This window comes from Shewanella sp. N2AIL, assembly GCF_022690845.1.
In the GTDB taxonomy this organism is placed as follows: domain Bacteria; phylum Pseudomonadota; class Gammaproteobacteria; order Enterobacterales; family Shewanellaceae; genus Shewanella; species Shewanella baltica.
In genome coordinates this window covers 234590-248028 of record NZ_JALBYT010000002.1, presented here as the reverse complement: position 1 = coordinate 248028, position 13439 = coordinate 234590, and the positions used below count along the sequence as shown (strand labels likewise).

8 protein-coding genes are annotated in these 13439 nt (G+C 46.9%); 3 read left to right on the top strand and 5 right to left on the bottom strand.

Going from position 1 to position 13439, the window contains the following annotated elements; all coding sequences use genetic code 11:
• Positions 1-13: 13 nt before the first annotated feature.
• On the bottom strand, positions 14-523 hold the full coding sequence (locus tag MO387_RS02780; RefSeq protein WP_006085101.1) for a DUF2141 domain-containing protein: 510 nt from the start codon (positions 521-523) through the stop codon (positions 14-16).
• 183 nt (positions 524-706) lie between these two features.
• On the opposite strand from MO387_RS02780, the gene MO387_RS02775 reads away from it, so the two are divergent.
• Together MO387_RS02775 and MO387_RS02770 are read left to right on the top strand one after the other, a co-directional pair.
• Positions 707-1885 (top strand): histidine kinase, encoded by a 1179-nt coding sequence (locus MO387_RS02775; RefSeq protein WP_107948580.1) that lies wholly within the window; start codon positions 707-709, stop codon positions 1883-1885.
• Between the two features lie 29 nt (positions 1886-1914).
• The gene (locus tag MO387_RS02770; protein WP_107948582.1) at positions 1915-2565 is read left to right on the top strand and encodes a response regulator transcription factor; all 651 of its coding nucleotides are present in this window, start codon (positions 1915-1917) and stop codon (positions 2563-2565) included.
• Between the two features lie 93 nt (positions 2566-2658).
• Here MO387_RS02770 and raiA read toward each other — a convergent pair whose 3' ends face one another.
• The 4 genes from raiA to MO387_RS02750 form a co-directional block, all read right to left on the bottom strand.
• Positions 2659-3015, bottom strand: a complete 357-nt coding sequence (raiA, locus tag MO387_RS02765) for a ribosome-associated translation inhibitor RaiA (RefSeq protein ID WP_006080817.1) — start codon at positions 3013-3015, stop codon at positions 2659-2661.
• A 248-nt stretch (positions 3016-3263) separates the two neighbouring features.
• Positions 3264-4832 carry a PAS domain-containing methyl-accepting chemotaxis protein gene (locus MO387_RS02760; protein ID WP_107948584.1) on the bottom strand — a complete coding sequence of 523 codons (1569 nt, stop codon included), beginning with the start codon at positions 4830-4832 and terminating at the stop codon, positions 3264-3266.
• 352 nt (positions 4833-5184) lie between these two features.
• Positions 5185-9507: an alpha-1,6-glucosidase domain-containing protein gene (locus tag MO387_RS02755; protein WP_107948586.1), complete on the bottom strand. Its 4323-nt coding sequence runs from the start codon at positions 9505-9507 to the stop codon at positions 5185-5187.
• A 105-nt stretch (positions 9508-9612) separates the two neighbouring features.
• Positions 9613-12576: a TonB-dependent receptor gene (locus tag MO387_RS02750; protein ID WP_107948588.1), complete on the bottom strand. Its 2964-nt coding sequence runs from the start codon at positions 12574-12576 to the stop codon at positions 9613-9615.
• A gap of 478 nt (positions 12577-13054) precedes the next feature.
• Here MO387_RS02750 and MO387_RS02745 point away from each other — a divergent pair, with 478 nt between their 5' ends.
• Positions 13055-13438: a DUF3649 domain-containing protein gene (locus tag MO387_RS02745; protein ID WP_199908739.1), complete on the top strand. Its 384-nt coding sequence runs from the start codon at positions 13055-13057 to the stop codon at positions 13436-13438.
• The last annotated feature ends 1 nt before the right edge of the window (position 13439 follow it).

Here is a 13439-nt window from a genome sequence, read left to right as displayed (position 1 = left end):
GTGCAGCCCTCCCTTAGCGAATATGTATCGTGATTTGCGCATCGGCCTGCAAACTAAAGCTGGCGTCTTTAAAGCTCGCAGGTCCAAAACTGCCGGCGTTATTGCTAAAACCATAGCCTTCACTCGGCACACCTAACATATTGGTATCTAATTTGTGATTGTTGTTTTCATCGTGAAAAACCTTGACCGCATATTGACCATCGGCTAGATCGCTAAATACCAGCCTATGCTCTGTCTTAGTGACGGGCTTTATCATAGAAGCGCTAGGATTGTGGCCTGCGGCGTAATCCTCGGCATTGGCATAAAGCTCAACCATTAAGGCGCCGGTTTGTACTTGAATATTATCGATATCCACAGTCAGGGTATGTGTCTGGCTGCCTGTGGACATGGTTCCTGCCGATACACTTCCTGCCGACAAGAGCAAGCAAGCTAAGCCTGCGCCCCAAATCGCTGATAACGTCCTTTTGGTCATATTGGCTCGGCGAATCTGAGTTGTTGTCATCGTTAAGTTCACGTGTTTCATGTCTTACTCCTGTTATTTGCGCTGATAAGTAACTGCGATGGAGTTAGCTTAAAAAATCACAGGACTAAAAACAGGTGCCAAAAGTCATGAAACAAGAATTTAACAAGATGACTTTTGGCATAGTGACATCTGACGCTGATACCTTAGAATGGTCGGCAGAATTGGATTAAGGAATCGTCATTCGTGCTAGAAAATCGATTAGCAAAAGAAGAGAGCATGTTAATTGCCGCAGGAGTGCTCACTTGGGCATTAGTGGCTTGGGTTGGGATAAACCAAGCCGCATTGCATACATGGCAAGGCATGCTCAATGCCACACTTTATGGGCTGTATTTAGTGCAATTTATACTGATAGCTACCGATAAAGTTGCGCATAACAATATTCTGTTTCGCCGCCTTGCCACACTAGCAATGCCGTTGATTGTGTTGAGCTTATTGCTCACAGCAAACCATGCATTGCTGCCGATCCTCTTCGTTATTTGGGCGTCACTATTACCTGAGTTTTTTAATCGCCGCCAAGCCATTTCGCAGTTACTGTTAGCCAACCTTGTTTATTACGCGCTGCTACAATGGCATTTGCATGAACAAAGCAATGTGTTCAATATTTTGATCTATCTTGGCTTTCAATTTTTTGCCTACAGCAGCAGCCAAGCAAGGCTCTCCGAGCGTAAATCACGCTTGATACAAGAACAGCTAAACCAACAGCTTATCGCCACTCGCGCCCTACTTAGCCAAGCCAGCGAACAGCAAGAAAGATTAAGGATCTCCCGCGATTTGCACGACATTCTCGGCCACCAGCTCACAGCACTCTCTCTGCAATTAGAAGTACTGAGTCATAAAGCGCCCGAAGACCTCAAACCTCAAGTTAACCAAAGTAAATCCTTAGCCAAAGAGCTACTTGAAAGTATTCGCGCCGTCGTAAGGGCGCAAAGAGTGCAAGTCGGATTGGATTTAGTCCCCCCTCTAGAGGCGTTGATGACCCGCTTACCCAGCGTCACTCTCACCTGCAATGCGATGAAACCACTACAATCAGCCGAACTGACTCAAGCCCTGCTGTTAGTCCTGCAAGAAGGCATCAGCAACGCCGTGCGCCACGGCAAGGCGAATCAACTGCAACTGAGCATGGAAGACTCCCAAAGCGCACTGGTATTGCAACTGAGCGACAACGGCGTGGGGCTAACACGGGTAGCCGCGCGAAACGCATCAGCTAAAAGCGGTACAGGGCTAAACGCTACAGGACAGTTCGGTACAGGGCTCGGCGGCATGCAGGAAAGACTGCAACCTTTTAATGGCAAGGTGCAGCTAAGGGCGAATGACTCGGCGCCCGGCTGCCAACTCACCCTCACACTCCCAGCACTCGCTTAACTTTTTATTGGAAACTCTTTGGAATTTATATGGATACGCAAAACAACATCATCAGTGTCGGCTTAGTAGAAGATCAACAATTGGTTCGCCAAGGTATCGCTAGCCTGCTCGCCATTTCCGACAACATTCGCGTGGTGTGGCAGGCCGAAAACGGCCAAGATGCACTCAGCCAACTCGCCAATAATCCTGTCGATGTGCTGCTCAGTGATATCCGCATGCCAAACCTTGATGGCATCGCCATGCTCAAACAGATACGCCAGAGTGCCAATAGCTTACCTGTCATCATGTTGACCACCTTCGACGACAGTGAGTTATTCCTCAATAGTTTGCAGGCGGGAGCCAACGGCTTTTTGCTCAAGGACGTGTCACTCGATAAGTTACTGCACGCCATCGAAACCGTCGCCAAAGGCGGCTACTTGATAGAGCCTTCGGTACTCAAACAGATGAGTGAGCCTAAACCTGCACCTAGCGTTGGGGTAACTAGAAATGAATTATTGTCGGAACGGGAGCGGGAAATCCTCAGTTTTATGGCGGGCGGATTCTCCAACAAGGAAATCGCCAATGCGGTATTTTTAGCCGAGGGCACAGTGAAAAATCATGTCTCTAACATACTCACTAAACTCGATTGCCGAGACCGCACCCAAGCTGTACTCAAGGGCTTACAACTGGCGTTGATTTAACCCATTAGCATTCTGGAAAAAATCATAGCCAACAAAAAGGGCCAGTTAAGGCCCTTTTTGTGCTCACCTAAGGCGGTGAGTAATGATTAAAACCTAACGAAGCTCCATCTCTTGGATAATTTCATGGGCAATGGCTGGCGTTGTGCAGCTCGGGGTTTCATGTAAATCTGCTTTTAATTGACCTTTACGGTGCTTAAGTGCTGCATCTAATTTTTTCGATGCGGCCTTGATAGCTGGGTACATCACCTCATCGGTACCCGAAGCGGAAATGCGGCTGCCTTCATAATTGGTTCGAATTTCAACCTGATACTCGCCATGCTCTTTCGCAATAATGATATCCAGTGCGATCAGAGAGGGAAAATGAGTGGCGATCTTAGCAAATTTCTCGTTAACATCTTCTCTAATAGAATCAGTAACATCGACGTGGTGACCAGAAATATTTATTTTCATAGGTTGTCCCTTTTAATGTCATTACTTTTATTTTTGCTTCACTAATAGAGCTTGGGGCATGCAGGATAAAACACAAGGGGAATTGGCAAATATTTCGATCAACTCAGGTATTAGCATCTCCTAAATGTGACCGCCATCAAGAAGTTGAAAATAAAACCGCCAGAAAAATGCGATTAAGTGATTGATTTATAAACAGGCATTAATAATAAATCAATCACAAAATCCAATACGACATAAGGTAAATACGCTTAATATTTACGTTGCACGCTCTGCTGCCAAAACTGCTGGGACAGATGATGCGTCTTGGTCGATAAACGCGACACTTGATCGCCCCGCGCCGCCGCATCGAGCGTCTGCTCTAAACTCTGTTGAGCCAAATCGCTGATCACATGGATAGCACGGCTAATTTCAGCGGCCACAGAAGTCTGCTGGGTCATCGCAGCGGCATTATCATCACTTAAGGAGTTAATCCTTGATATAGATGAAAGCAACTCGCCAAAAGCAACACTGGCTTCCTGCGCTAAGCCGACCGAACGTTTAACCTGCTCTTGTCCCGCCATCATAGTCGAAGTCGCCCTTTGAGTACTTTCCCTAAAGCGGCTAACAATTAATTCGATTTGCGAGGTGGATTGGCTAGTACGACTCGATAATTGTCTGACTTCATCGGCCACCACGGCAAAACCGCGGCCACTGTCCCCTGCCCGCGCCGCTTCAATTGCCGCATTTAAAGCTAACAGATTAGTTTGATCGGCAATGGCACGTATCACCTCAAGCACTTGGTGAATTGCACGGCTATCTTCTTCAATCGTTTGAACCACATCGGAAAAGTGACTCACTTGCACACTCAACTGATGAATCGCCTCTATGACTGTTTCTAAACGTGAATGACCGCGTTGAGCCGCCTCGTGGCTCGACACCATTTCAGAGGCGGTGCGGTGAATATTGCCCGTCACTTCGGCAAAACTGGCGCTCATCTGCTCCATCGCTGTTGCAGCCTGCGTAGTTTGCTCACTCTGGCTATCGGCGTGCTCCCAAGTGTTGGTAATGGTTTGTTTAAGATTGACACTTTGAGATTGGATTTCACTGGCAGAATCCGCCATGCGGCCGACAACGCCACCAATTTCGGTGATCAAAAAGCGCAGAGCAAGATCCAATTTTCCAATCTCATCTTGGCGGCCGGTATACACGCCCGTCGCCACAGGATCGTCAATAATGTTGGTCGCCATAGAAACGAGCTTTTGCAGCGGCTGCATCAGGTAATACCATGCTAGGCACGCTACCGTCACCCCCGCAATCGCAGCAACAATGGGAGAATAACTGGCAATCATCGTCGTAGTCATAATCGAAATCAGCATGGCCAGCAGTATCTTACCACTGAAACCTAGCCTATCTTTGCGCAATGCTTTAGGTTGCTTGCCCTGATTTATATCGCTGTAAATACGCTCGGCAGCTTTAATCTGCTCAGGGGTCGCTTGACGGCGAACAGATTGATATTCGTGAATTTTACCGTCTTCATACACAGGTGCGACATAGGCATTTACCCAGTAATAACCGCCATTTTTAGTGCGATTTTTAACGATACCCATCCAAGGTTTACCCTGCTTAATTCGTTCCCAAAGGATCTTAAACGCAGCTGCGGGCATATCTTGATGACGCACTATGTTATGGGGATTCCCTTGCAACTCAGCAGCACTAAACTCGCTAATCTGCGAAAAAGTCTGATTCACATATTTGATGTTTCCCTTCAAATCCGTCGTGGAGAGTAAAATCGCATTATCTGACAGGTGTGTTTCACCATTCTTAGAGTTTTTATGCATAGGGTTATCAGGCTAGGTCTCGGTAAAAAAGATAACGAGCATTCTGCCAAAACCTCAGTACATCAAAATTGATAAAGCTCACATTGGCAGCATAAAAATTAACCTAACGCTAAACAAGCAGTAACCACTAGACACACCTAAGCAAATAAAAACAAACAATTGTGACAAAGCCAGCAAGTCAGAAAATCCATATCTTGTTTCGCTCACAGTTTTAAGCCTTGCCTCCGTATCGGTTAAATATCTGTACCTCTCCCGCTCAGGGGAATAAAAAAACCACCTTAAGTTCGCACTTAAGGTGGTTTTAAATTCACAGCGAATCCATGGTGAGTTAACCGCGGCTCGCTGCGTTAGCCTAATTAACTTGAGTCACAGTTAAGGTTGGCGATTTAGGATCTGGACCTGTCACAGTAAAGCGATAAGTTGCATCCACTGGCGCATTAAAATGCATATTTGCCCCCTTTGAAGCCAAGACTTTTAACCCATCAAGCGTCACAGCCTCATCCCCCACCACAGCACCAAAATCGACACTAGACCAATCTGATGAAGCAATTTTGAACTCGTTATCACCTGCGATTAACGCGATATCGACACTGTAAACCGAAGCGCCTTGATAGGCTAACGTGTCCACTGTGCCCCAGCCATTCATGCCGCCACGAATGTAAACCGTGTTCGCACCAAACATCGCCGTTTTATACACGCTGAGTTTAGGTTCATTACGATTTGACGCATCAAACACAAAGCTGTAGGTATCATCGCTGTCGAAGGTGATGCTCATATTGCCGCCTTTGACCGCCAGCAATTTCTCTTGATTGAGCACGACGACACCATCGGCCTCACCGGTACCATAATCTACGGTAGACCAATCACTGGACGCGAGTTTAAAGCCTTTAGTACCTGCCGTGATGGCGAGATCAACGCGATATATCCCACCGCCCATATACTTGACTTCGTTATCAGTCCCCCAACCATTCATATCACCACGCAGATACACTGGCGTTCCTACAAATGGCTCTTCGTTATAAACGCTTAATACGGGATGGTCCTTATCCGATGCATCAAGGGAGAACACATAGGTTGCCGTTATCCCCGCGGAAAAATGCAGATTCCCGCCCTTCGCTGCTAGCGCTTCGGCCACGCCTTCATCAACTTGCGCGACATCAGCACTTATGGCACCAAAATCAACGGTATTCCAATCTACCGAGGCAATTTTGAAATCATAGTCACCGGCATTCAGTTTGATGGCAATACGGTATTCACCAGCGCCGACGTAGGCGAATTTATCAACCTCACCCCAGCTATTCATGCCGCCACGGACAAATACATCGGTACTGCCATAGGGCACAACATCGGGTGCACCAACTGTAGCGTTTGCCGAGAGACCCACGCCCTGCGCACCGCTTTGTTTTTTCACAAATACAGCCGTGCTGTAGGCCGGAACCGTAAATGTGCCTTCATTCGCACCCTCACTAAAGCTTGCACCGCGGATTTTGGCATCAACAGAGTTTGCTTGTACTTCGTGTAAGCTAAAGCCTGCTGCAGTTGGCACTGTGTGAGACTGCTCCGTTGCGCTGCCGTTGATCATCACGACGATGGCATCGACTGCCGGGTCGAGATCGCTAAGACCAACGCCGTCGTCCAGACTCATTACGATGACACCCTGTTGCTGACGCTTACCGACGTTATGGAATCCCACACGCTCAATAATGGTCTGCTCATCGGTCAAGCGGAATAATGGGCTCTGATGGCGTATACGTAAAAACTCGTTAAATACCCCCGAAGCCAATTCGATATCCGACATGGAAGCCGCCGCATTTGGGTTAGCAGAAATACCCGCAATCTGCGTCCATTTGCTGCTGTTATCCTGCGCGAGTGGTAAACCTACATTCCAGTTATTGGTGTTGTAGGTAAAGTCGACATAGTTAAACCAGTCACCCGAGTCATAGCTGTTTCTGTCCATCGATTTTGAGCGCAGTAAATCACCGCCCATTTGCAGGAACGGCACCCCTTGGCTCAAGAGTGGAATACTGGCGGCCATGTTTTGGACTCGCACACGATTTTCAATACTCAAACCAATGGCATGTTTATATTGCAGGATATCCCACAGGGTTTCGTTATCGTGCTTAGAAACATAGTTAATACTGTCGGCAGGATCGAGAGCGTAAGCACTCGGTTGTGAGTTCCAGCTAAAGCTACTGCCCTTAGCCGAATTGCCATTAAAGTCTTTTAGTACATAGTTTTGTAAGTTACCCGCCAATGATAAGCGTAAGGTATCTTGATCCCGCAGGTAGTCATCCTTTGACTCAGTCGCAAACAATGCGCCACCACGCACCGCCTCGCGTATTCTGTCATTAAAGGTGCCCACTTCGGAGCCTGCCATATTGGCTTGGGTTGCCTGTTCGAATAAACGATTATCGGCAACTTCACCAAAGTTCCATCCTTCACCGTAGAAGTAAGTGTCTGGATCGACGGCCTGAACAGCGGTTCTCGCATCGAGAATACCTTGCTTAGGCATGTGCCCCATCACATCAAAACGGAAGCCGTCATAGCCATATTCTTTGGCAAGCAAGACTAAAGAATCAGTGACGAGTTTGCCCATCATTCGATGTTCAGTGGCGGTATTTTCACAACAGGTTGACTGTTCCATCGCGCCAGATACAGGGTCATATCTGTGGTAATAACCAGGAACGACCTTATCAAGCACAGCGTTAGCATTCACGCCAGAAGCGCTCGTGTGGTTATACACAACATCCAATACGACTCTGAGACCAATATTATGCAAGGCTTGGTTCATTTCGCGCAGTTCAAGCACTCGCTCCGTACCCTCAGCCACTGTGGCATAACTGCCTTCAGGTGCAAAAAAATGCTGCGGATCGTAACCCCAGTTAAAGCCATCTAAACCACGCATAGCATCCACTAATGCCTGCGCATCACTTGAGCCGGGTAAGCTATTCGCCAGAATATTTTCTATAGTTGCTGACTTGTTTTGGGTTTTACAAGCATCGGCCGCATCATTGATTTTGCTGCATAACTTGGCCAAAGTGTCGGTCATTTCGATGCGTTCACTGGCATTTTCATTAACCGTTGCCATATCGGTGGCGGGCAACACATGGAAGTGAGTTAAGCCATTATCAACCAGCTTTTTAAGATGTTCAACTGGCGCAGAGCCTTGCTCGGTAAAGGCCAAATATTTACCACGGTGGGCGGCACTGGTGCTCTGATCTCGAATACTAAAGTCTCGAATATGCCCCTCATAGATCACCGCATCTTCTGGGTGAGCAATCGCAGCAACGGTTTGGTTATCCCAGCCGTCAGGTTTAAGGTCTGCATCGTCCAAATTAATAAACTGGCTAAAACGGCCGTTACTCGACACATTCAAAGAATAAGGGTCAGTGCTTTCTAACGACTCAAGTTTTTTAGTCGTTGGATGGTACACATTGAGCGCATAACGATAATAGAGGCGATTAAGGCTAGCATCACCGCGATAGGACCAGATACCAGTGAGGCTATCTAAGGTCATATTCTCTGTGCTTTTAAGTGTTTTATTGGCATCATAGACTTTCAGTTTTACGTCTTGGGCCGTCGGTGCCCACACTGAAGCAATAATGTTCGCTCCATCGTAAACCACACCGAGCGTAGCCTCATCAGCATCTTGGTCGCCCTGTGTGTAAAGATCATCAAGCACCTTAGCCGCTTGCACATAGGTTGCGCCAACAGGTTTGTCATCGGCATCGTAAGCGACTAATACTAATTGATCTTTTGCAATGGCTTTGGCTTCATCCGCAGTAAAATTAGCAGTATAAGCAGGCCAATCTGCCAGCACTGGCGATAACGCTTTTTGTGCATCGCTTAAGGTCGCTGGCGTTAAGATCACTTGAGTGCCACTGATCACATTATTATCATCGGCGGCGATATCAGCCTTAGCTGAATAATGCAATTTCACGCTTGTTACCCCCTGTGGATCTTGATTCCACACAAAGGTATTGCGATCTAACCAGTGGGCACTCATACCTGAAATAGAGAAACCTGTCTCTAGAATCGGATACTCATACACATCCGACTCACCGTGAATGGTGAAATTCACGCGAACATACGTTGCATCGTCCTGTACCAGGGACATGGTTAAGTTGTTTTTACCTAAGGCTTTACCCGCATCATCCGTACCGGCATGCACAATAAAGTTGCCGCAGGCACCATAACCTTCCTTCAGATTAAGGATCCAATAGGCGCCATAATTAGGGTCAATACCATCGAAGGGATGGCCGTTGCTCCAGTCGCTGGTATCAAAAGGAGCAGCATAGGCATCACACTTTTCATCGTTCCAAGTATGTAATTTGTACTTAGGATATTCAGCGTTACTCGCAGTATTGTTTTTATCTTTAATGCGATTGTAGTAAAGCACTGCTTGATTGGCTTGCGGGAATACGCTTGGCGCGGGTAACGAGGGATCTAAACCGTTTATACAACTCTCGTTTTTAGGATCAGGGAATTTAGGCGCCTTACAACTGATAGGCGTTGGTGCAACGCAGCTTGTGCCCGTGGCATCGGGCACCATAGGCACATCGCAAGTTAATAGCACTTTACCCGGTTCAGATGAATCACTGCCGCCACAGGCCGAGAGTAAGGTCATACTCAGAGCTAAGGCCGACAGTTTAATAAGATTAGAGATACTCAACATGAGTGGTTTCTCCCAATTTGCGAATAAGACGCCGTGAAGCAAAATGGCGCAACATGTAATGGATTTAGGCTCTGTGCGTCTAAGCACACTAACTGATGCAATGGATTACAGGGCATAGGTGAACCCCAAGAAAAATTCGCGGCCAAAGTACTGTAGGGTGCCGGTTTTCTGCTCGGTGCCGAAGTAACTCTTAGTCGGTTCATCTGTGAGGTTATTCACTTGGAACAGTACGTTTAAACCGTCCGTTACTTGGTAGGAGGCTTGATAGTCCATCACGGTTTCGGAATCGAAGTTCACCACTTGATCGTTAATCGCCACCTGTTCAGAGACAAAAGCATCACGGTAACGAGCGCTGATACGGGTTTCAAAGCCCTCATAGCCATAAAACAAGGTAGCACTGAGCACATTATTCGATAAACCCGGTAAAGATTGAGTCACACTGTCACCGCCTAGGCTGGTAATGGACTGCACCTCACTCTCGGTATAGGAATAACTGGCGTTAAAACCTAAACCGGAAAACATATCGGGCAAGGAGGCAAACACTTGGGTGTAAGCCAGCTCTAAACCGCGAATGTATCCACCCTCGGCATTGTTCATTGCAGTAGTGTAAGTGCCATTACTTGTTGCGGTTTGCACCCCAGAAGGAGCAACAATGTAATCCGGCACGTTGAAGCCATTTCCCTTAAAATCGAAATTGGTGATAGCCACAGTATCAATAAAGGAATCAATATTTTTGTAGAATAGCGCCGCGACAAAGGCGCCTTCATCAAAGTATTTTTCGTAGGAAATATCATATTGATCCGCATAGAAAGGCTTTAAATAGGGATTATTAGTGCTAGATCCATTGATAATCCCATCGTTATTTGCCGTTGCGCTCGCATCCCCCGCCAAGCGGTTAATGGGCGGACGCGACATCACTTTAGCGGCCGCTAAACGGATTTGAGAATCTTCAGTGATCTTAAAACTGAGGTTAAGGGAAGGTAGATAATCGACATAATCTATCCCTTTGATTTTAGGTGCATAGTAGTTATTCACTATGCCTAAATCATCGACGATATACTGGGCGCCAAGCTGGGGATCAGCTCTGACATTCTCTAATACAGTTGCGGATTGGTCGGTATCAACACGGCGTAAACCGAGATTGCCCGTAACGGGAATACCGCCAATCTCGGTATCAAAATTAACCATGGCATACGCCGCAAACACCTTTTCGAACACCTCACCACTTTGCTGTACGGTCCAAGAATAGTCCGTGGTATAGCCCTTAGCATCGAGTACACCATCGGCATTTCCCCAAGTTTGTACTGGTTGTGGGATACCTTCAGGGAACCAAGCCGCTAGCGCAGCGTCGAGATCAATGGCGAGATAAGAGGGGAAATAACTGAACTCACCCTGCCAATCGACGACCGAGGCCATATCAGACGTCAGCTTGAGTGGTGGCTCAGCGCTAGAGAAAGCGCCATCATTGCCATATTCAAATACCGAGCGGCGATTGGAGTAATTGCGATCAGAGTAACGTACACCAAACTCTACTGAGCTGATGTAATCATTCTCAAGGTCATATTTAAAATCAAGGCGATAAGCCTTTACCGCATCTTCATTCTCATAGGGATAGATGCCGTACTTACTCACCATTACCCGATCCAGATCGGTGAAAGCATCGGCTTGATTAAAGCCCACATCGGGCAGATTAAGCCCGTTAAGTTGATAACTAATCGAGACATTATCATCGAAAACTGGGGTGTCGGCATTAGCATCGACAGCAACGTTCGCCCATAACAGGCCATTCCTAAAGTTACTTTTGGCTGAGGAATAGGAAATATCGGCGGCGACATTCAGTCTGTCTGTCACTTGCCAGTCAGCATTTAAACCAAAGCTATTCACTTCATCAAAATCTTGGTTATCGTCGTTGACAGTCTCAACTCTGGTGTAGCTCTTTGAGGTGCGATTAAAAGTTCCGCCAATAACAGAATTGCCATCGAGTACAGGATTGGCAATCGCAGCGCCTGAGCCACCAAACTTAACCCTGAATCCTCGGGCAAACGATTCGCTATCGAAACGCGATAAAAATGCATCGGCCTTGAGCTTAAAATTATCCCTAGGAGCCCACTCAATCGCGCCCATATAACCGTTACGAATTTCAACGCCACCAAGGTGTTGTAGCTCAAAACCCTCGCTGATGTACTCATTCGCAGGGGCATCAATAGGACCGTTGGTATCATTAGCCAGTCCATCAACTTCTTTGCTGTCGTTATAAGCCAAACCGATAAATTGGGTCGCAACACTGGGTTGTTTTAGACGGGCATAACCTAACGCCACGCCTACGGTATCGTCGAAGAACTTACCCTGATAAGAAATACTCAACCTGTGGCCATACTCGTCAGCACCGTACACTTCACTGGCTCTGTCGTTGTACATACCACGGGCATTGACCAGAAAGCTATGGTCTTTATCGGATTGCAGCGGGCTGACTGTTTGCAGTTCCACTGTGCCTGCAACGCCGCCTTCAATGAGTGAGGCTTTAGGGGATTTGTACACAGCGGCGGATGAAATCAGTTCAGACGGGTATTGATCGAACTCGATACTGCGAGTGCCACTCGTCGATACCTGTTCACGGCCATTTAAGGTTGAAAAAACAAAACCGCCCGACATACCGCGAATGTTAATTTCTGCCGCTTGTCCGCCGGTACGTACCGCTGAAATACCGGGTAAGCGGGTCAGTGCATCCGCCATTGATACATCGGGTAAGGCGCCAAGATCATCGGCCGATAATTGCTCAGAAACTGTGTCGCCGTAACGCTTAGCATCGAGAGAATCAATCAGACTTTTGCTGTAACCTTTAACCTCAATCCGTTCGATATTTGCCGCTTCATCGCTGACTTTTTTGTTGGTTTCGACACTCTTGGTATTCGTGTTGGTATCGTTTTCTATATTGTCGTCTTGAGCTTGTTTGGCCTCCTGTTGAGTTGGCGTAGTCTCTGCTGCAAAGGCTAACTGCGGTGTATACACCGCACTAAAGCCTGCTGTCGCGAGAGCCATGGTCAAGACGCTGAGTTTACAATGACGCATTTGGCATTCCCCTATGTCATAACGACTTGTTTTAACCCGATGTTCTATTCACCACATCAATCCAAGAAACATAGGGCAATCAAAGTGTCATACTAACGGTGTAGCGTTTTTCGCCTCAATGGGATGCACACGTATTCATAACTTATCATTCACAATATATTAACCATAAATTTTTAGCCTTTGATTTAAAAGATTTATATTCAAAGCTAAAAAATACAAAAACACAACCTAGTAACAATCTGCACCTCCGTTAGTCCAAGATCACATATTTACATTCGAATCTAAATGATATCGTTTATCATTTGAATTAACTAAGTTATACTTCTCGCGGTTAGCTATCCCCTGTTAATAGAAATGCATTCACCGTTAAGCCGAGTCTTCTGCCGTTAAACCAGAAAGCTTAAGCACATGTTGCAGAATTAACCGTAACGGATAGCCATAACAGACCCATATTGGCTCGAAATGAGAAGTGGCACTTATGTCTAATACACCCGCGTTTGAAACGTCAACGCAATCCTCTGCAGTGCAAACGCGCTCTTTCTCACTGATTTCAAGGGGGATTGTGCAAATTGCGCGATGGTTTAAGCAAGAGCAATCGCAGTTTGCCTTCAAAGTCTTTGCCCGCGCGAGCGCCGCACTGCTGGCGGGTTATATTGCGGCGGCTACCTTGGCTTGCCTGCTGACAGTCGTGCTACCTATGCCCCGCTTCGAAAGCACAATAACGGCCAATATGTTGGCTTTTCTGTTTTATGCCATCGCCATTATTTACGCCTTTTGTGTACGTAAAACATGGCATGCATGGCGAGATTTAGGCCTAGTGATTTTGTTATGTTTTGGTTTGCTTCAGGTGTGTGGACAGTAAG

Excerpts from the sequence above, each read along its gene's own strand:
- MO387_RS02755 (WP_107948586.1), bottom strand. The coding sequence starts at position 9,507 with ATGTTGAGTATCTCTAATCTTATTAAACTGTCGGCCTTAGCTCTGAGT.
- MO387_RS02760 (WP_107948584.1), bottom strand. The coding sequence starts at position 4,832 with ATGCATAAAAACTCTAAGAATGGTGAAACACACCTGTCAGATAATGCG.
- MO387_RS02780 (WP_006085101.1), bottom strand. The coding sequence starts at position 523 with ATGAAACACGTGAACTTAACGATGACAACAACTCAGATTCGCCGAGCC.
- MO387_RS02745 (WP_199908739.1), top strand. The coding sequence starts at position 13,055 with ATGTCTAATACACCCGCGTTTGAAACGTCAACGCAATCCTCTGCAGTG.
- MO387_RS02770 (WP_107948582.1), top strand. The coding sequence starts at position 1,915 with ATGGATACGCAAAACAACATCATCAGTGTCGGCTTAGTAGAAGATCAA.
- raiA (WP_006080817.1), bottom strand. The coding sequence starts at position 3,015 with ATGAAAATAAATATTTCTGGTCACCACGTCGATGTTACTGATTCTATT.
- MO387_RS02750 (WP_107948588.1), bottom strand. The coding sequence starts at position 12,576 with ATGCGTCATTGTAAACTCAGCGTCTTGACCATGGCTCTCGCGACAGCA.